Annotated in this window: 17 protein-coding genes; 14 read left to right on the top strand and 3 right to left on the bottom strand. The window is 51.1% G+C overall.

Annotated elements, in window-relative coordinates; translation table 11 throughout:
* The first annotated feature begins 89 nt into the window (after positions 1-89).
* Both ychF and C0K55_RS04985 read left to right on the top strand, forming a co-directional pair.
* Positions 90-1181, top strand: coding sequence for a redox-regulated ATPase YchF (gene ychF / locus C0K55_RS04990; RefSeq protein ID WP_064528709.1), 1092 nt, complete (start codon positions 90-92; stop codon positions 1179-1181).
* 189 nt (positions 1182-1370) lie between these two features.
* Positions 1371-1553 carry a hypothetical protein gene (locus tag C0K55_RS04985; protein ID WP_016248797.1) on the top strand — a complete coding sequence of 61 codons (183 nt, stop codon included), beginning with the start codon at positions 1371-1373 and terminating at the stop codon, positions 1551-1553.
* A 37-nt stretch (positions 1554-1590) separates the two neighbouring features.
* On the opposite strand, the gene dhaR is transcribed toward C0K55_RS04985, so the two are convergent.
* Positions 1591-3510 carry a dihydroxyacetone kinase operon transcriptional regulator DhaR gene (gene dhaR / locus C0K55_RS04980; RefSeq protein ID WP_105265983.1) on the bottom strand — a complete coding sequence of 640 codons (1920 nt, stop codon included), beginning with the start codon at positions 3508-3510 and terminating at the stop codon, positions 1591-1593.
* 226 nt (positions 3511-3736) lie between these two features.
* On the opposite strand from dhaR, the gene dhaK reads away from it, so the two are divergent.
* The 10 genes from dhaK (at position 3737) to C0K55_RS04930 (ending at position 15480) form a co-directional block, all read left to right on the top strand.
* A complete protein-coding gene (dhaK, locus tag C0K55_RS04975) occupies positions 3737-4807 on the top strand; it encodes a dihydroxyacetone kinase subunit DhaK (RefSeq protein WP_000733746.1) in 1071 nt (356 codons plus the stop codon).
* A gap of 10 nt (positions 4808-4817) precedes the next feature.
* A complete protein-coding gene (gene dhaL / locus C0K55_RS04970; protein WP_001516534.1) occupies positions 4818-5450 on the top strand; it encodes a dihydroxyacetone kinase subunit DhaL in 633 nt (210 codons plus the stop codon).
* A gap of 10 nt (positions 5451-5460) precedes the next feature.
* Positions 5461-6879, top strand: coding sequence for a dihydroxyacetone kinase phosphoryl donor subunit DhaM (dhaM, locus tag C0K55_RS04965; protein ID WP_105265982.1), 1419 nt, complete (start codon positions 5461-5463; stop codon positions 6877-6879).
* Between the two features lie 133 nt (positions 6880-7012).
* Positions 7013-8710, top strand: coding sequence for an alpha,alpha-trehalase (locus C0K55_RS04960; RefSeq protein ID WP_105265981.1), 1698 nt, complete (start codon positions 7013-7015; stop codon positions 8708-8710).
* Positions 8711-9047: 337 nt separating this feature from the next.
* Entirely contained in the window at positions 9048-10070 is a 1023-nt protein-coding gene (locus C0K55_RS04955; RefSeq protein WP_105265980.1) for an iron ABC transporter substrate-binding protein, read from the top strand.
* Entirely contained in the window at positions 10070-11056 is a 987-nt protein-coding gene (locus C0K55_RS04950) for a FecCD family ABC transporter permease (RefSeq protein WP_001261268.1), read from the top strand. The genes C0K55_RS04955 and C0K55_RS04950 overlap by 1 nt, the downstream gene beginning before the upstream one ends.
* Positions 11053-11811: an ABC transporter ATP-binding protein gene (locus tag C0K55_RS04945; protein ID WP_105265979.1), complete on the top strand. Its 759-nt coding sequence runs from the start codon at positions 11053-11055 to the stop codon at positions 11809-11811. The genes C0K55_RS04950 and C0K55_RS04945 overlap by 4 nt, the downstream gene beginning before the upstream one ends.
* Before the next feature lie 9 nt (positions 11812-11820).
* Positions 11821-12633: a class I SAM-dependent methyltransferase gene (locus C0K55_RS04940; protein ID WP_000903986.1), complete on the top strand. Its 813-nt coding sequence runs from the start codon at positions 11821-11823 to the stop codon at positions 12631-12633.
* Positions 12630-13484, top strand: coding sequence for a ModD protein (modD, locus tag C0K55_RS04935; RefSeq protein WP_105265978.1), 855 nt, complete (start codon positions 12630-12632; stop codon positions 13482-13484). The genes C0K55_RS04940 and modD overlap by 4 nt, the downstream gene beginning before the upstream one ends.
* A gap of 25 nt (positions 13485-13509) precedes the next feature.
* Entirely contained in the window at positions 13510-15480 is a 1971-nt protein-coding gene (locus C0K55_RS04930; RefSeq protein WP_105265977.1) for a TonB-dependent receptor plug domain-containing protein, read from the top strand.
* A gap of 49 nt (positions 15481-15529) precedes the next feature.
* Here the strand turns inward: C0K55_RS04930 and C0K55_RS04925 are convergent, their stop codons facing one another.
* Positions 15530-15784, bottom strand: coding sequence for a GlsB/YeaQ/YmgE family stress response membrane protein (locus tag C0K55_RS04925; protein ID WP_000511315.1), 255 nt, complete (start codon positions 15782-15784; stop codon positions 15530-15532).
* 199 nt (positions 15785-15983) lie between these two features.
* Between C0K55_RS04925 and ycgR the strand changes: the two genes are divergently transcribed.
* Positions 15984-16718: a flagellar brake protein YcgR gene (gene ycgR / locus C0K55_RS04920; protein WP_000020127.1), complete on the top strand. Its 735-nt coding sequence runs from the start codon at positions 15984-15986 to the stop codon at positions 16716-16718.
* 1 nt (position 16719) lies between these two features.
* Here the strand turns inward: ycgR and emtA are convergent, their stop codons facing one another.
* Positions 16720-17331 carry a membrane-bound lytic murein transglycosylase EmtA gene (emtA, locus tag C0K55_RS04915; RefSeq protein WP_001516541.1) on the bottom strand — a complete coding sequence of 204 codons (612 nt, stop codon included), beginning with the start codon at positions 17329-17331 and terminating at the stop codon, positions 16720-16722.
* 99 nt (positions 17332-17430) lie between these two features.
* Here emtA and ldcA point away from each other — a divergent pair, with 99 nt between their 5' ends.
* Positions 17431-18345 carry a muramoyltetrapeptide carboxypeptidase gene (gene ldcA, locus C0K55_RS04910; RefSeq protein WP_105265976.1) on the top strand — a complete coding sequence of 305 codons (915 nt, stop codon included), beginning with the start codon at positions 17431-17433 and terminating at the stop codon, positions 18343-18345.
* Positions 18346-18374: the final 29 nt, after the last annotated feature.

Genomic DNA, 18374 nt, shown 5'->3' with positions numbered 1-18374 from the left:
TGCCGTGTATAATAGGCAAAGTTATTTCCATTTCTACAATCTGTTTACGATAACAGGTTGATTATTAAGATATTAAGGTGATTTAAATCATGGGATTCAAATGCGGTATCGTCGGTTTGCCCAACGTCGGGAAATCTACCCTGTTCAACGCGCTGACCAAAGCCGGTATTGAAGCGGCCAACTTTCCATTCTGCACCATCGAGCCGAACACCGGCGTCGTACCAATGCCCGATCCACGCCTGGATCAACTGGCTGAAATCGTAAAACCGCAGCGCACGCTTCCCACCACCATGGAATTTGTCGATATCGCCGGTCTGGTAAAAGGCGCGTCGAAAGGTGAAGGTCTGGGTAACCAGTTCCTGACCAACATCCGTGAAACCGAAGCGATCGGCCACGTTGTTCGTTGCTTTGAAAATGACAATATCATCCACGTTTCCGGCAAAGTTAACCCGGCGGACGATATTGAAGTTATCAATACCGAACTGGCACTGGCGGATCTCGACACCTGTGAACGTGCAATTCATCGCGTACAGAAGAAGGCCAAAGGTGGCGATAAAGACGCGAAAGCCGAACTGGCGGTTCTGGAAAAATGTCTGCCACAGCTAGAAAACGCAGGTATGCTGCGCGCGCTGGATTTAAGCGCAGAAGAGAAAGCGGCTATTCGTTACCTGAGCTTCCTGACTCTGAAACCGACGATGTACATCGCCAACGTCAACGAAGACGGTTTTGAAAACAACCCGTATCTTGACCAGGTGCGTGAGATTGCGGCGAAAGAAGGCTCTATCGTGGTTCCGGTTTGTGCTGCTGTTGAAGCAGACATTGCCGAACTGGACGACGAAGAACGTGACGAGTTTATGCAGGAACTGGGACTGGAAGAGCCGGGTCTGAACCGTGTGATCCGTGCTGGTTATAAACTGCTGAATCTGCAAACTTACTTCACCGCTGGGGTGAAAGAAGTGCGCGCATGGACCATTCCAGTTGGTGCAACGGCTCCGCAGGCTGCTGGCAAAATCCACACCGATTTTGAAAAAGGCTTTATCCGTGCACAAACCATCTCGTTTGAAGATTTCATCACTTACAAAGGTGAACAAGGCGCGAAAGAAGCGGGCAAAATGCGTGCAGAAGGTAAAGATTACATCGTTAAAGATGGCGATGTGATGAACTTCCTGTTCAACGTCTAATTCCGCGTAATACCCGAGCGGTTAATAATGAGCCATTATGTGAGTTGCACATAATGGCTTTTTTTTACCTGCTACGCTGCTGCTTCCAATTCTGAGTTACCGAAATTCATAATCAGACTCCTGGCAATATTAACAATATGGCTTTTATGTGATAACAATCACAGTGCATTAACCGTTCAAGAGTTTGTCATGAAAAAAACATTTACCTTCAGCCTGTTAGCAATTGTCTTCGCCAGCCTGTTAAGTGCTTGTGTTCCTCACCATCATCACCGCCACAGCGATGGCCCTCGTGGCCCTGCGGCCTCCGGTAAGCCAATGCCCCCCTCAAATGGTGGGCCAAATCATGGCAGCCCTGGTCATAGTCGCTATTAATTAGTAAGTCATAGACGGGAGAGTACATACTCTCCCACTATCCACGGCGTTTGAACTGACTCGCATCAATGCCATGTTGCTTCATTTTTCGCCACAGCGTAGTGCGACCAATCCCCAGTAATGCAGACATTTCCTGAATACGTCCGCCCGTAACCTGAGCTGCATTAATAATTGCCTCTTTTTCGACTTCCGCAAATGACAGACTGGTTGAAAGACGTGTGGCGCTGACATCATCTGTCGCCTGTTCGGTAAACAGATGTTCAGGCAAATCACTGATGCGAATTCGCCCGTTATCGCTGCTCAGGGCAAGGTTCTCGATGACGCTGTACAGTTCAAAATCATTGCCGGGCCATGCACAAGAAACCAGGCGGGCAAGCGCATCGTCATCAATTTTCAGGCGGGTTGAGAAACGTTTTTCGAGATTGCGCAGCTTGTTATTCACCAACGCCGGAATACTGCCGCGCCGCATACGCAGCGGCGGGATAGTAATTTCAAACGCATGCAGCGCGTAATAAAGTTGCCGGCTAAAGCGATTTTGTTCCACCAGCATTGCCAGATCCGCGGTCGTTGTAGCAATGACTTTGACATCAATCGGTATTAAACGCCGCGCATCCAGCCGCGTGATAACCCCCTGCTTGATCACCTGTAATAAAGCAGACTGTAACTCCACTGCCAGATATTCAATTTTTTCAAGAAACAACGTGCCGCCGTGCGCCAGTTCCAGCCGACTCAGGCGACCATTTTCGTTCTCCGGGCGATCGCTGCCAATAAGCTCGTCCGCCAGCGTCGCATCACCGTATAACTCGCAATTGACGGCGATATAAGGCCCTGCTGCCCGCTCGCTTTCATTATGAATTGCCTGACTTAACAGGGCTTTACCAACGCCCTCTTCCCCACAAAGTAGAACAGGAAAACTGCTGCGCGCCGCCTGACGGCCAAAATGAATCAAGCGGCGGGTTTGCGGATCGTCCTGCGGCATATGGGCAAATGTATGACTAACTTTGCCTAATTGACTGGTCATCAATTGCCGCATCTGTTCCACCGGATGCAGCAACAGAATAAAGCTGGTTCCCTGCGTTTCTATTATCGGTTTAAGGGTAATGACCGCATCAATAAACTGATGCTGGCTTTCAAAGGTCGCTTCCACATGTTTGAGCGGATGCGCCTGTTTTATTGCCTGTTGCAAAACGGCGGGTAACGTTAACAGTTCAGTGATCGCCTTGCCCTGACTTGCCGTCGCGTCCAGACGCAAAACACGCGCCGCCTGAGCATTGATAAATTGCAAATTACCCTGCTCGTCCCAGCTAATCACCCCATCGTCCATACTTTCTAACAGGCCGTTAAGCTGATTTAAATGCCGATTAGTTTCAGCAAGCAAACTGTCCGTCAGCAGTAAATTCCCCACCTCGCGAGCAATTGCCAGCGTCAACGGCAAATCGGCTGCCGTTGATTGTTCAGCCGGACACGCCAGGGCTATCGTCCCCGTCAATCGCCCTTTGCTGTCAAACAGTGGCGTTGCACAAAATGCCCAATCCCAAAGCATCTGCTTAAAATGTTGATCGGCCTTCGTTTTCACAGCCTGACCGGAGATAGCCGCTAACGATAATGCACAAGTGCCAATGATCCCTTCAGCACAATATGTACCGTCGCTGAATCCCAGCAGACTGAGCTGGCGCAACGTCTGCGGATCACCATAACGGCTAAGAATGCAGGCCGTTTCATCAAGGATAAACAGGGCGCACTCTCGGGGTGCCATATATTCCCAGGCATCTTCCAGCGCCGCTTGCCCGAGCGTCAGCATCGCCTTTTTACGCCGACAAATAGAAGCAAATGTTACGCCCTGTGCCTGGTGCGGTTTGCTCCATAACTCCCGTTTCATCAGCTTACAGCATCGCTCCCAGGAGGCTGCAATTAAGGGAGAAAGCCCCCGGCTATCGTCGTTAAAACCGCCATTCATATTCCGCTCACTTATGACAAAAGGTGTTCCGGCTCGCAATTTTTAGTATTAAGACACATACAAGTTTCAATATGAAACACTCATTAAAGCATATGTTCCATTATGAAACACAATTTGGGTTAATTTTCTTTTCCCTTGCCTGATGCACAATGGATTCATCGGCAGTCAGTGGTCGCCGTATCGTTGAACATCATCCATGCCCTACCGTAAATGCTGGAGCAAAATAATGAAAAAATTGATCAATGATGTGCAAGACGTACTGAACGAACAACTGGCAGGGCTGGCGAAAGCCCATCCTTCGCTGACGCTGCATCAGGACCCACTGTATGTCACCCGAGCTGATGCACCCGTTGCAGGAAAAGTCGCTCTACTGTCGGGCGGCGGCAGCGGACACGAGCCGATGCACTGCGGTTATATCGGCCAGGGAATGCTCTCGGGGGCATGTCCTGGCGAAATATTCACCTCTCCGACGCCAGACAAAATCTTTGAATGCGCCATGCAAATTGATGGCGGCGAAGGTGTGCTGCTGATTATCAAAAATTACACCGGCGATATTCTTAACTTCGAAACAGCAACAGAATTACTGCACGACAGCGGCGTAAAAGTCACCACAGTGGTTGTCGATGACGACGTTGCGGTGAAAGACAGTCTTTACACCGCCGGGCGGCGCGGCGTTGCCAACACGGTATTAATTGAAAAACTGGTGGGTGCGGCGGCGGAACGTGGCGACTCACTGGACGCCTGTGCAGAACTGGGGCGTAAGTTGAATAATCAGGGTCACTCAATTGGTATCGCCCTCGGTGCCTGTACCGTTCCTGCCGCAGGCAAACCGTCTTTTACGTTGGCGGATAATGAGATGGAGTTTGGCGTTGGCATTCATGGTGAACCAGGTATTGACCGTCGCCCCTTCTCTTCCCTTAATCAAACCGTCGATGAAATGTTCGATACCCTGCTGGAAAATGGCGCATATCATCGCACGCTGCGTTTCTGGGATTATCAACAAGGAAACTGGCTGGAACAGACGCAAACCAAACAGCCGCTACAGTCTGGCGATCGGGTGATTGCACTGGTCAACAATCTTGGTGCCACACCGCTTTCTGAGCTATACGGCGTCTATAACCGCCTGACCACGCGTTGTCAGCAAGCGGGTTTGACTATCGAGCGTAATTTAATTGGCGCGTACTGCACCTCACTGGATATGTCCGGCTTTTCTATCACCTTACTGAAAGTTGATGACGAAATGCTGGCACTATGGGACGCCCCGGTCCATACCCCGGCACTCAACTGGGGTAAATAAGGAGATGATGATGTCACTGAGCAGAACACAGATTGTTAACTGGCTCACTCGCTGTGGAGAAATTTTCAGCAAAGAGAGCGATTATCTCACCAGCCTTGACCGTGAAATTGGTGACGCTGACCACGGGCTGAATATGAATCGTGGCTTTAGCAAAGTGGTGGAGAAACTACCCGCCATCGAGGACAAGGATATTGGTTTCATCCTCAAAAATACCGGTATGACGTTGCTTTCCAGCGTCGGCGGTGCCAGTGGTCCGCTGTTCGGTACGTTTTTTATTCGCGCCGCACAGGTAACTCAGGCACGACAAAGCCTGACGCTGGAAGAGCTTTATCAGATGTTCCGCGATGGTGCGGATGGCGTAATCAGCCGGGGAAAAGCCGAGCCCGGCGATAAGACCATGTGCGATGTCTGGGTGCCGGTGGTTGAGTCGTTACGTCAGTCCTGCGAGCAAAATCTCTCTGTTCCGGCGGCGCTCGACGCTGCCAGCAGCGTCGCTGAATCCGCTGCACAAAGCACGATTACGATGCAAGCCCGCAAAGGCCGTGCCAGTTACCTCGGTGAACGCAGTATCGGTCATCAGGATCCTGGCGCGACCTCCGTGATGTTTATGATGAAAATGCTGGCTTTAGCCGCGAAAGAGTAAGGAATTGGTGATGGTAAACCTGATCATAGTTTCACATAGCGCCCGACTGGGAGAAGGTGTTGGTGAATTAGCCCGTCAGATGCTGATGAGCGATAGTTGTAAAATCGCCGTTGCCGCGGGGATTGATGATCCACAAAATCCCATCGGCACCGATGCCGTCAAAGTGATGGAAGCCATCGAATCTGTTGCCGATGCCGACCATGTGCTGGTCATGATGGATATGGGGAGCGCGTTATTGAGTGCAGAAACCGCACTGGAATTGCTTGCGCCAGAGATCGCCGCAAAAGTACGGTTGTGCGCCGCACCGTTGGTTGAAGGGACGCTGGCTGCGACGGTCAGCGCGGCGTCAGGTGCGGATATCAACCAGGTTATCCATGACGCAATGCATGCGCTGGAAGCCAAACGCGAACAACTGGGTTTACCGTCATCCGACAGTGAAATCTCTGACATATGCCCTCCGCACGATGAAGAGGCTCGTTCTCTGGCGGTGGTGATTAAAAACCGTAACGGCCTCCACGTGCGCCCGGCCTCCCGACTGGTCTATACCTTATCGGTATTTAATGCGGACATGTTGCTGGAGAAAAACGGTAAATGCGTCACGCCGGAAAGTATTAACCAGATTGCGCTGTTACAAGTCCGCTATAACGATACTCTGCGCCTGATTGTGAAAGGGCCTGAAGCTGAAGAGGCGCTGGCCGCTTTCCGCCAGTTGGCTGAAGATAACTTTGGTGAAACGGAAGAGATAGCGCCACCGACTCTGCGCCCAGTCCCTCCTGTCACGGGTAAAGCCTTCTATTATCAACCGGTTTTATGCACAGTGCAGGCGAAATCAACTCTGACAGCGGAACAAGAACAGGAACGATTACGCCAGGCGATTGACTTCACATTGTTAGATTTGATGGCCTTATCGGCAAAGGCAGAGGCAAACGGGCTCGACGATATCGCCGCGATCTTTTCCGGCCACCATACTCTGTTAGACGATCCTGAGCTACTGGCGGCGGCAAGCGAACTCCTTCAGCATGAACACTGCACAGCAGAATATGCCTGGCAGCAGGTTCTTAAAGAACTTAGCCAACAATATCAGCAGCTTGATGATGAATATTTGCAAGCTCGCTATATTGATGTAGACGATCTTCTGCATCGTACCCTGCTCCACCTGACACAGACGAAAGAAGAACTGCCGCAATTTAGCGCGCCGACTATTTTACTGGCGGAGAATATTTACCCTTCCACCATGTTGCAACTGGACCCGACTGTCGTTAAAGGCATCTGTCTTAGCGCCGGAAGCCCGGTATCCCACAGCGCCTTAATTGCCCGTGAACTGGGCATTGGCTGGGTTTGTCAGCAGGGCGAGAAACTGTATGCGCTACAACCTGAAGAGACATTAACCCTGGATGTAAAAGCACAACGCTTCAGGCATCAGAGTTAAATTAGATTCTCCGTCAGATTTGTCTGTCAGTTCGCAGAATAAGATTTCAATCATGTCCTTACGGCGATCCTGAACTAAGGTTTTCTGATACTTGAATACCGTTTTGTTCGGTATCGCCAAAGGAGAATGATTGATGAAACCACGTGTCCCTCGTCATCCACAAAGAATGGCGTTAATTCCCACCACACTTTTTTTGTGTTTTGCCGCGCTATCGGCACAAGCGGAAGAAATTGCCGTCACACCACAATCGCCTGATATTTTGTTGGGACCGTTGTTTGACGATGTACAAAACGCCAAACTTTTTCCGGATCAAAAAACCTTTGCCGACGCCGTGCCAAACAGCGATCCGCTGATGATCCTCGCTGATTACCGGATGCAACAGAACCAGAGCGGGTTTGATTTGCGTCACTTCGTGAAAGTCAATTTCTCCCTGCCAAAAGAAGGCGAGAAACACATCCCACCAAAGGGACAGTCGCTACGTGAACATATTGATGGGCTTTGGCCGGTATTAACCCGCACAACCGAAAGCACCGAAAAATGGGACTCTCTGCTGCCGTTGCCGAACCCCTATGTCGTGCCGGGGGGGCGTTTCCGGGAAGTATATTACTGGGACAGCTACTTCACTATGCTGGGGCTTGCTGAAAGCGGTCACTGGGATAAAGTTGCGGATATGGTGGCGAATTTTGGCTATGAAATAGACACTTACGGACATATTCCAAACGGTAATCGCAGCTATTATTTGAGCCGTTCACAACCACCCTTCTTTGCCCTGATGGTGGAGTTACTGGCACAACATGAAGGCGATGCAGCGTTGAAACAGTATCTGCCGCAACTGCAAAAAGAATATGCTTACTGGATGGACGGCGTTGAAAACCTGCAAGCCGGGCAACAGGAAAAACGCGTTGTAAAGCTCAAGGATGGCACTATCCTTAACCGCTACTGGGACGACCGCGATACACCGCGTCCGGAATCGTGGGTGGAAGATATCGCCACAGCCAAAAGCAATCCCGGTCGCCCCGCTACGGAAATCTATCGCGACCTGCGTTCCGCCGCCGCATCTGGCTGGGATTTCAGCTCGCGCTGGATGGATAATCCACAGCAGTTAAATACCTTGCGCACCACCAGCATTGTGCCGGTCGATCTTAATAGTCTGATGTATAAAATGGAAAAAATTCTCGCCAGCGCCAGTAAAGCCGCCGGGGATAACGCGATGGCCAGTCAATATGAAACATTAGCCAATGCCCGTCAGCAAGGGATCGAAAAATACCTGTGGAACGACCAGCAAGGCTGGTATGCCGATTACGATCTGAAGAGCCATAAAGTACGCAATCAGTTAACTGCCGCCGCCCTGTTCCCGCTGTATGTCAACGCTGCGGCGAAAGATCGTGCCAGCAAAATGGCAACGGCGACCAGAACGCATCTGCTGCAACCTGGCGGACTGAACACCACCTCGGTGAAAAGTGGACAGCAATGGGATGCGCCAAATGGCTGGGCACCATTGCAATGGGTTGCTACCGAAGGATTGCAAAACTACGGGCAAAATGAGGTGGCGATGGATATTAGCTGGAATTTCCTGACCAATGTTCAACACACTTATGACCGGGAGAAAAAGCTGGTCGAAAAATATGATGTCAGCACCACCGGAACAGGTGGCGGCGGTGGCGAATATCCGTTGCAGGATGGCTTTGGCTGGACCAACGGCGTGACGCTGAAAATGCTGGATTTGATCTGCCCGAAAGCGCAACCGTGTGACAACGTTCCGGCAAGTCGCCCACTCAGTAAATCAACAACACCGCCGGTTAAACAAAAAGAGGCGGAACCTACGCCTTAAATTTACTGTATATCGGGCAATGTCATTCCGCACATTAAATTGGCATTGCCCATTTTTTCCATGAAATATCAAAAATCGCTCATTATACATTCTATACCTTAGCCGCCTTATATCAGAGCAAGCGTTAAATCTTGCATTATCAATTTATTAATCATTACGATTCTATTTATATTTTTGTCTGTCTCCCATTCTCCCTGATAATTTTTCTTGTTAAACAAAATGCTGTTTAGCAAATAAGCAGACCAATCTGTTTCTTTAAATAAATCTTGATATCAAACATGATCTTTATCGATATATATGTAAATATATAGCGGTTTTGATTGTCAGGATATTACTCATGCCACTAACCAGACGGATGTTTACGCAGGCTCTTGCATCCACCCTGCTCCTGTATCATTTGCCGTCCTTTGCACAACCCGTTAAATTCTGGGCCTCACCGATGCTCCCCGACGCAAAAAAGATTACGCGCATAGTCAGCGCTGGTGCGCCTGCGGATCTGCTTTTGCTGGCTGTCGCTCCGAAAAAACTGGTCGGTTTTTCTTCCTTTGACTTTGCCCGCGAAGCGGCTATTCCATTACCCCCGGCGATTCGCCATTTACCTAAACTTGGGCGGCTTGCCGGGCGCGCCAGTTCGCTCTCGATGGAAGGGCTGATGGCATTGCAGCCCGATCTGGTCGTTGATTGCGGCAATACAGATGACGCCTGGATCTCCCAGGCCCGGCAGGTTAGCGAGCAGACACAAATCCCCTGGTTATTGCTTAACGGGAAACTGGAGCAATCCGCAGAACAGTTAACAACGCTGGGCAAAACGTTAGGCGAAGAAAACCGCGCCGCAGAACAAGCCAGTCTAGCCAACCGTTTCGTTCGTGAAGCTCAGGCGTTCGCCGCCTCGCCCGCTGCCAACATTCGCTTTTATGCCGCGCGTGGTGCCCGGGGGCTGGAAACAGGTTTACAAGGTTCGTTGCATACTGAGGCGGCAGAATTATTAGGTCTGCACAATGTTGCACAAATTGCCGATCGTCATGGGCTGGCGCAAGTATCCATGGAAAACCTGCTGCGCTGGCAGCCGGATATTATTCTGGTTCAGGATCCCGTCACTGCTGACTTTATCCGTAACGACACGCTCTGGCAGGGGGTAAAAGCTGTCGCGGAACGACGCATCTTATTTTTAACTGGTTTGCCCTTTGGCTGGCTGGATGCCCCACCAGGAATCAATCGCCTTTTGGGGTTACGCCGATTGCATGCCTGGCTCGATCCCGTAGTCAACAGCCAGTTTAAAGATGATATGCAGCGTTACGCCCAACTGTTCTGGCATTGCACATTAAGTGACGCCGACTATCAAAAAATGGTGGCGAGCTAATGAGAACAGTGAACGGGTTTATTTTGCTTTTGCTGCTGGCAGCCATCAGCATCACTTTTGCTGCCGTAAGTGGGGCTTATCACCTCGATATGCAGCAGTTGCTGGCGCTCATTCTTCGTCAAGAAGATGTCCCAGTGCAGGAACACATTGTCTTCTGGCAAATCCGCGTACCGCGCATTCTTGCTGCGCTGTTACTGGGCGCTGCGCTGGCGGGGGCGGGAACCACCTATCAGGGTATGTTCCGTAATCCCTTAGTTTCACCAGATATTCTGGGTGTCTCCGCGGGTGCCGGACTCGGAGCCTGCGCGGCAATCCTGTGGGGATTATCGATTGTTTACATCCAACTGTACGCGTTTTGCGGCGGACTGTTGGTCGTCGCGGGTGTCTGGTTGATTACACGCCGGGTTACCCGCCACGATCCGGTCTTAACTCTGGTACTGGTCGGTATTGCGCTGGGTACGCTATGCGGAGCCGGAATTTCGCTAATAAAAACTCTGGCCGATCCCTACACCCAGTTACCTTCAATAACCTTCTGGTTGCTGGGAGGGCTGTCCACCGTAACCTTGCGCGATCTTTACTACGCTGCGCCGATCATTCTAATTGGCTCCCTGCCCCTGTTTTTCCTCCGCTGGCGCATGAATTTACTCACACTTTCCGACGATGAAGCCAGCTCGCTGGGGCTGAATGTTGCGCGCCTGAGGTTAGGGTTGATTATCTGCGCCACGCTAATCACCGCCAGCACAGTGGCAATAGCAGGAATTATTGGTTGGATCGGCCTCGTCGTCCCACATATTGCCCGCTTGTTGACTGGTCACAACCATCAGCAACTATTGCCTGTGGCGATGTCTACAGGTGCCATTCTGCTTCTGCTCACCGACACACTGGCGCGAAGCATTGGGACAACAGAAATCCCGCTCGGCATTCTGACCGCTTTTGTTGGTGCACCATTTTTTCTGCTGTTGTTGTTACGCGGAGGTCGCCAGTGACTTTGCTTGCCGTCCGTCATGCTTCTCTGGGTTACTCCCGCCATCCGGTGCTACACGACGTTTCCTTCAACCTGTCTCAGGGATCAATTTGTTGCCTGCTGGGAGCCAATGGCTGCGGTAAAACTACGCTGATGCGCACCATTCTTGGCGTGATTCCATTGTCAGGTGGCGAGATTTTGCTGGATGGCGTACCTGTTCAGAAACTTAGCCATCACCAGCGCGCGCAAGCTATTGCCTGGGTGCCGCAAGCGCACGACGGTGTTTTTGCTTTCAGTGTACTGGACATGGTGTTAATGGGACTGACTCCAATAATGGGGACGTTTTCCGTCCCCGGTAAGCAAGAACGCCTGAAAGCCACAGAGCAACTGGAAAAGCTGGGTATTTCGCATCTGGCGACAAGGCGCTGGAATACCCTTAGCGGCGGTGAACGCCAGATGGCATTAATCGCCCGCGCCCTGCTTCAGCAACCACGCTTGTTGTTACTGGATGAACCTGCCTCCAGCCTCGATTTTGGTCATCAGATCCAACTGCTGGACACCCTGGCGCAGCTAAAAAATAACGGAATGACGATGCTGATGTCGCCCCATCATCCGCTACATGCTAACGCCATTGCCGACAGCGTTATCCGGGTTGAGCCAGATGGACGCGTAACACAAGGCTTACCGGCTGAACAACTGACAATGGACAAACTGGCAGCCCTGTATCGGGTTTCCGCCGCCCAGATTCATCATCACCTCTCTGCCATTAAACGCTAAGGAACAATCATGCTCATTGATGATATTGATTTTGCAGACCTTTATCTTCAGCAATTAAAGCTGGCTCACCGAACAGAAAAAACGCCAGATCACTGGGATCAACGGGCGGAAAAAATGGCCGAGAATTGCGCCTCGCCAACGGACAGCTATCTGCAACAACTGATCGCTAAAATTGACCTGCAGGGCGCAAATTCCTTATTCGATATGGGCTGTGGACCGGGCACTGTGTCACTGGCACTGGCTGATAAAGTCACTACCGTTTATGGCGTTGATTACAGTCAGGGGATGCTGAACGTTGCCGCCCGTCGCGCCGCCGCGATGAAGGCCGACAATGTCCACTGGATCCAACGCGCCTGGGAAGAGGACTGGAGTGACCTGCCACGCTGCGATATTGCCGTGGCTTCCCGATCCACGCTGGTGGCTGACATGCGCCAGGCGATGACCAAACTGAATAATCAGGCACGGTTACGCGTCTATACCACCCATCTTGTCAGTACCTCGTTCGTCTCCCCTGCCATCCAGCGGGCGGCAGGTCGGGAAGTGATCGAATTACCCAACTATATCTTTGCACTTAACGTGCTGTATCAGATGGGAATTTATGCTCACGTTGATTTTATCCGTGGGCAAAATTGCCAACAGGATAACAGTACCTGGGAACGTTTTGAGCAGAACGTCAGTTGGAGTCTCGGCACGCTTAACGACGATGAACGCGAACGGTTATATCGCTGGTATCAACAACAGGATGCTCGCGCCCTCGCCCCTGCCAGCCGCGACTGGGCACTCATCTGGTGGGACAGCGTGCCACAGGAGGCACTGCGATGATTTTCATTTCTCAGGCACAAATCGATGCGTTACTTCTGGAGGATATCCAGGGCGGTGACCTGACCACACGCGCATTAGGCATCGGTGAACAGCCTGGTGTTATTGATTTTTTTCACCGCAAGGGCGGCTGCGTCAGTGGCGTGGCGGTGGCTTGCAAGATGTTAACCACGCTGGGATTAACCATCGATGATGCTGTCAGCGACGGTTCACTAGCAACCCCGGGTCAGCGTCTAATCCGGGCACATGGCAATGCCGCAGCACTTCATCAGGGGTGGAAAGCAGTCCAGAACGTGCTGGAGTGGAGTTGCGGCGTGTCTGATTATCTCGCTCAAATGTTGATGCTGCTTCGCGAACGTTATTCCGATGGCAATATTGCCTGCACCCGAAAAGCGATCCCCGGCACCCGTTTACTGGCAGCGCAGGCAATTCTGGCCGCAGGGGGATTGATTCACCGTGCCGGATGTGCGGAGACCATATTATTGTTTGCCAACCACCGTCATTTTCTTGCCGACAAGCAGGACTGGTCGGGCGCAATCGCTCAGTTACGTCGCCACGCACCGGAGAAGAAAATCGTTGTTGAAGCCGATACGCCTGAAGAGGCAATTGCCGCGTTACGCGCGCAACCAGACGTACTTCAGCTCGACAAATTTAGTCCGCAGCAGGCAACGGAAATTGCGCAAAAAGCACCGTCACTGGCTCCTCACTGCACGCTGGCTCTGACGGGTGGAATTAATCTGACAACTCTCAAAAATTACCTCGATTGTGGCATCCGACTGTTTATTACCTCCGCGCCTTATTACGCGGCACCGGCTGATATCAAAGTCAGTCTGAAACCCAAAGCCTCTTTTTAATTCTTTATTAAACGGAATTTATTTTATGAGATTCAAAAAACATTATCTCTGCACAGCATTATCAATTGCACTTGCCCAGCAGGCCGTAGCAGCTCAAGAGAGCGATACACTGACTGTATGGTCCAGCCCTGTATCATCGACGACGACCACCATTCTCGATCAACCCACCATAAAGGCGTTGGATAAACAAAATGTTGCTCAGGCATTAAGTGTCGTTCCCGGCGTGGTGCTGCAAAAATCAGGCAGCCGCAACGAAGAACAGGTCAAAGTTCGTGGTTTTGATAGCCGTCAGGTGCCGGTCTATTTCGACGGCGTCCCCATTTATGTTCCCTATGATGGTAACCTCGATCTGGCGCGGATTTTAACCAACAATCTGGGCGCGGTCGAAGTTTCCAAAGGGTATTCCTCACTGCTACAGGGACCTAATCAGATGGGGGGTTCCATAAACATCACCACTCAGAAACCGACCAAACCGCTGGAAGCGAGTCTGGGATATCGTCAGGGATGGAGTCGTAGTCAGGACAACGCCTACGATATGCACGCTTCATTTGCCGCCAGCAGCGATCTGGGATACTTGCAAGTCAGCGGCAGCCAGCTAAAACAGGATTTTCTCGGCCTGCCACACGGTGTTAATAATGATATTGCAGGCAAGCACGGCAAGATGATTAACTCATCTGCCGATGACAAACGCGGCATTGTGAAGCTCGGTTTTACACCGAGTGAAAACGATGAATACACGCTGACTTACATTAAGCAGGATGGCGAAAAAGACAACCCGCCATACAGCGGAAACAGTGGCCAAAAGTCACGCTACTGGCAGTGGCCGGAGTATGACAAAGAAAGTTTTTACTATCAGGGAACCACACAGCTAAACGACCGTTTTACCCTGAAAAGCCGGCTGTATCGCGACACCTTTGAAAATACGCTCATGATGTACAACTCGCTGGCCGATCTGAAAAGTAAAAACGGTAGCTATAGTCACTATTCCGATTACAGCGATGGTGCCGGATTACAACTGGCGGCCGATGTACGTGAAAACGATCTGCTGTCGTTTGCCGTTAACTGGAAGGATGACGTACACCGGGAAAAAGGTGCACCTCACGCCGCTTACGATCGCTATGAAGATCGTACCTGGTCGCTCGCCAGTGAATATCAATGGGCTGCTGCTGATAATTTGGATGTTGTGGCCGGAATCAGCTATGACTGGCGTGATAGCGTAGAAGCGAAAAAACACGAAAAAGATGGCAGCATCACCCATTATGACGACAACAATCAGTCAGCTTTTAACTGGCAGGTGATGGGGAAATACCACTTTGCCAATGAAGACACGCTGGCGCTTTCATACTATGACCGCACGCGCTTCCCGACACTGAAAGAACGCTATACCACGTCCAAACCGGCGTATAACCAGATAGCCATTGTTAATCCACAACTTAAGCCAGAACGCGCTCGCGGAGTGGATTTAACCTGGAATGGCGCTTTCACCCGCGCCTGGGGATTTGAAGTCAGCGTTTACTATAACCGGGTAAGTGACGCCATCCTTTCACACAATATCGATGCCGATACCATTCAAAACCAGAACAGCGGCACGGTAGATTACAGTGGCCTGGATGCCGGTATTAAGGGGAAAATCAGCAATGTACTGGATGTAGGATTGAGCTACGCTCTGATTCATGCCGATGCCAAACGCAAAGATATCGGCAAGATAACCGATCTGCCGACACAGACAATGACTGCATGGATGACACTCAAACCGTGGGAGCCGTTAAGCGTAACGCTGTCGGAAGAGGCGCGTTCCTCCAGCTACAGCAACAGCGACGGTACACAAAAAGCCGCCGGTTTTGCGGTGACCCACATTCGTGCCGATTACGCCTTAGGTCATGGCTTCAGCGTCAATGCGTCCGTCAATAACCTGTTTGATACGAAATATGCCTACAGCGAAGGGTTTATTGAAGAAGGGCGTAATTTCTGGGCAGGTGTGGTGTATACGTTCTGATTTGAAAGCGGATAGCGGCGTCAGCACCGCTATCCGCCTTATGAAAATCTTATTCTCTTCGCAGAAGGCGAAATACCCCCAGAACCAGGATAGCGCCGACCACCGCCACCAGGAAGCTGTGCAAATTAAAACCGCTGATGGAACCGCCAATGCCAAACATGGTCGCCAGCCAGCCGCCGACAACCGCACCGACTATCCCGAGAATACAGGTCAGGAAAAATCCACCACCATCACGCCCTGGCATGATCAGCTTGGCGATAATGCCGGCTATCAGGCCAAAAATAATCCAGGCAATAATTCCCATGTTCAGGCCCTCGTTTCGATGAATCGGACGCAGAAAATGTTTACGTCAACGCTCTAAGTATAGGCAAGGGCTGGATCGATGCTGGCGTCTGTCGGTTGATTTAAGATCAACGTGTAAAAAATATTCACGCATTTGTATTAAGTTTTGTTAATCACTACCGATAAACCAAAGACAGTTTGTCGGTCAGGAGTTTTTCCGCGTGAGTCATTACCATGAGCAGTTCCTGAAACAAAATCCGTTAGCAGTCCTGGGCATTTTACGCGATTTGCACAAAGCCGCTGTTCCCTTGCGTATCAGTTGGTCAGGCGGTCAGTTGATCAGCAAAATACTGGCAATAAGCCCTGATAAACTGGTGCTGGATCACGGCAGTCAACCAGAAGACAATAATGCAGCGCTTAAAGCGCAGCACATTACTATTACCGCCGAAACTCAGGGGGCGAAAGTCGAGTTTACTGTTGAACAATTACAGCAAAGTGAGTATTTGCAGCTTCCTGCGTTCATCACCACACTCCCTCCCGCCTTATGGTTTGTACAACGACGCCGATATTTTCGCATCTCCGCCCCACTTCATCCGCCTTATTATTGCCAGACCAAACTGGCAGATAACAGTACGTTACGTTTTCGCCTGTATGATTTATCGTTAGGTGGCATGGGCGCATTGCTGGAAACGGAAAAACCAGCCGGATTGCACGAAGGCATGCGCTTCGCACAGATTGAGGTCAACATGGGACAATGGGGAGTTTTTCACTTTGACGCCCAGTTACTGGCTATCAGCGAACGCAAATTGATTGATGGCAAAAATGAAACCATCTCCACTCCCCGTCTGAGCTTTCGTTTTCTTAACGTCGGCCCGACGGTGGAGCGGCAATTACAGCGAATTATTTTCTCACTCGAACGGGAAGCCCGGGAGAAAGCGGACAAAATACGCGACTGAGTTACATCGCATCCAGTGCCTGCTCGAGTTTGTAGATATAGCGCGGTGCCTGCGGTGCGGGGTGATTTTTCGCTACATGCTCGAGGAACTCGTCAGCGTCCAGATCGTTGATTTTACTGATCGCCTTTTTCCGATCTGATGAGAAAGTCCGTAACAGCGCGCCAGCTCCGTTGGCGTATGACACCACCAGTGCATATTGCAGTACCTTCGGATCTTCAATTCCTGCCAGCGGGCCGGTTTCCAGAATATTCAGGTAAGCCGCCCCCATTGAGATATTGCGCTCCGGGTTTTTCAGTTCGCTGGTTGTCGGTTCGCCACTCCACCCCATGCGGCGGTAAACATCACGTCCGGACGTTGAGGCTTTCAACTGCATCAGACCAATCGCATTCGACTTACTGACCGCGTTTGGGTTACCGCCCGATTCAATAGCGATAATCGCCGTGATCAATTGTGGATCGACACCCCAGGCCGCACCGGCCTTCTGGCTTATTGGCATCCACTTCATTGCACGTTGTACCGGAACTTTCGCGTTCCACGGCGGGTTCGTGTAGTCATGCTTAGATGAACAACCCGCTAATAACACAATCAAAAAGGCAAACCATCTCAATTTCACTTCATCTATCCTTATAGCCTGGAATCGCCGTTGAGGTGACAACAGCACACCTAAGCGGCATGATATACAATTCGTTTCTGTTGTCAGCAAGGAATTGCCATGTCTCAGTTTCACTTAATCGCCCCGTCGGGTTACTGCATTAATCAGCACGCCGCGCAGCGCGGTATTCAACGCCTGACGGATGCAGGTCATCAGGTCAATAACGTAGAGGTCATTGCCCGACGCTGTGAGCGTTTTGCTGGTACGGAAACGGAGCGACTGGAGGATATCAATGCCCTTGCCAGGCTGACCTCACCCAACACTATCGTACTGGCAGTACGCGGCGGTTACGGTGCCAGTCGCTTACTGGCAGACATTGACTGGCAGGCACTGGTAACTCGCCAACAACATGATCCGTTGCTCATCTGCGGGCATAGCGATTTTACGGCCATTCAGTGCGCTCTTCTGGCGCAAGGCAATGTCATCACCTTTAGCGGACCGATGCTGGTGGCGAATTTTGGCGCGGATGTGTTGAACGCCTTTACCGAGCACCATTTCTGGCTGGCGTTACGTAATGAAACGTTCGCCATTGAATGGCAAGGGGAAGGCCCGGCGTGTCAGAGCGAAGGCACGTTGTGGGGAGGCAACCTCGCGATGTTGATTTCGCTGATTGGTACGCCCTGGATGCCGCAAATCGAGAACGGCATTCTGGTGCTGGAGGATATCAACGAGCATCCTTTCCGCGTCGAGCGCATGTTGTTACAGCTTTATCACGCAGGTATTTTACATCGTCAGAGCGCGATCATTCTCGGTAGTTTCAGTGGCAGCGCGCCAAATGATTATGACGCGGGTTACAACCTGGAGTCAGTTTACGCGTTCTTGCGCTCTCGTCTGTCGATCCCACTCATCACCGGCCTCGATTTTGGTCATGAACAACGCACGGTTACACTGCCGTTGGGCGCACATGCCATACTCAATAACGATAAAAGAGGCACACGGATGACAATAAGCGGTCATCCTGTTCTGAAAGCGTAAAAAAATCACGCTTCAGGGCCAAGTAAAAC

Origin of the sequence: Escherichia sp. MOD1-EC6098, from assembly GCF_002965865.1 — a bacterium.
Lineage (GTDB): Bacteria > Pseudomonadota > Gammaproteobacteria > Enterobacterales > Enterobacteriaceae > Escherichia > Escherichia marmotae.
This window is presented reverse-complemented; position numbering and strand designations above follow the sequence as displayed.

What these genes read in the sequence shown, in the direction of transcription:
- ychF (WP_064528709.1), top strand. Translation starts at nt 90, where the DNA reads ATGGGATTCAAATGCGGTATCGTCGGTTTGCCCAACGTCGGGAAATCT.
- C0K55_RS04985 (WP_016248797.1), top strand. Translation starts at nt 1,371, where the DNA reads ATGAAAAAAACATTTACCTTCAGCCTGTTAGCAATTGTCTTCGCCAGC.
- dhaR (WP_105265983.1), bottom strand. Translation starts at nt 3,510, where the DNA reads ATGAATGGCGGTTTTAACGACGATAGCCGGGGGCTTTCTCCCTTAATT.
- dhaK (WP_000733746.1), top strand. Translation starts at nt 3,737, where the DNA reads ATGAAAAAATTGATCAATGATGTGCAAGACGTACTGAACGAACAACTG.
- dhaL (WP_001516534.1), top strand. Translation starts at nt 4,818, where the DNA reads ATGTCACTGAGCAGAACACAGATTGTTAACTGGCTCACTCGCTGTGGA.
- dhaM (WP_105265982.1), top strand. Translation starts at nt 5,461, where the DNA reads ATGGTAAACCTGATCATAGTTTCACATAGCGCCCGACTGGGAGAAGGT.
- C0K55_RS04960 (WP_105265981.1), top strand. Translation starts at nt 7,013, where the DNA reads ATGAAACCACGTGTCCCTCGTCATCCACAAAGAATGGCGTTAATTCCC.
- C0K55_RS04955 (WP_105265980.1), top strand. Translation starts at nt 9,048, where the DNA reads ATGCCACTAACCAGACGGATGTTTACGCAGGCTCTTGCATCCACCCTG.
- C0K55_RS04950 (WP_001261268.1), top strand. Translation starts at nt 10,070, where the DNA reads ATGAGAACAGTGAACGGGTTTATTTTGCTTTTGCTGCTGGCAGCCATC.
- C0K55_RS04940 (WP_000903986.1), top strand. Translation starts at nt 11,821, where the DNA reads ATGCTCATTGATGATATTGATTTTGCAGACCTTTATCTTCAGCAATTA.
- modD (WP_105265978.1), top strand. Translation starts at nt 12,630, where the DNA reads ATGATTTTCATTTCTCAGGCACAAATCGATGCGTTACTTCTGGAGGAT.
- C0K55_RS04930 (WP_105265977.1), top strand. Translation starts at nt 13,510, where the DNA reads ATGAGATTCAAAAAACATTATCTCTGCACAGCATTATCAATTGCACTT.
- C0K55_RS04925 (WP_000511315.1), bottom strand. Translation starts at nt 15,784, where the DNA reads ATGGGAATTATTGCCTGGATTATTTTTGGCCTGATAGCCGGCATTATC.
- ldcA (WP_105265976.1), top strand. Translation starts at nt 17,431, where the DNA reads ATGTCTCAGTTTCACTTAATCGCCCCGTCGGGTTACTGCATTAATCAG.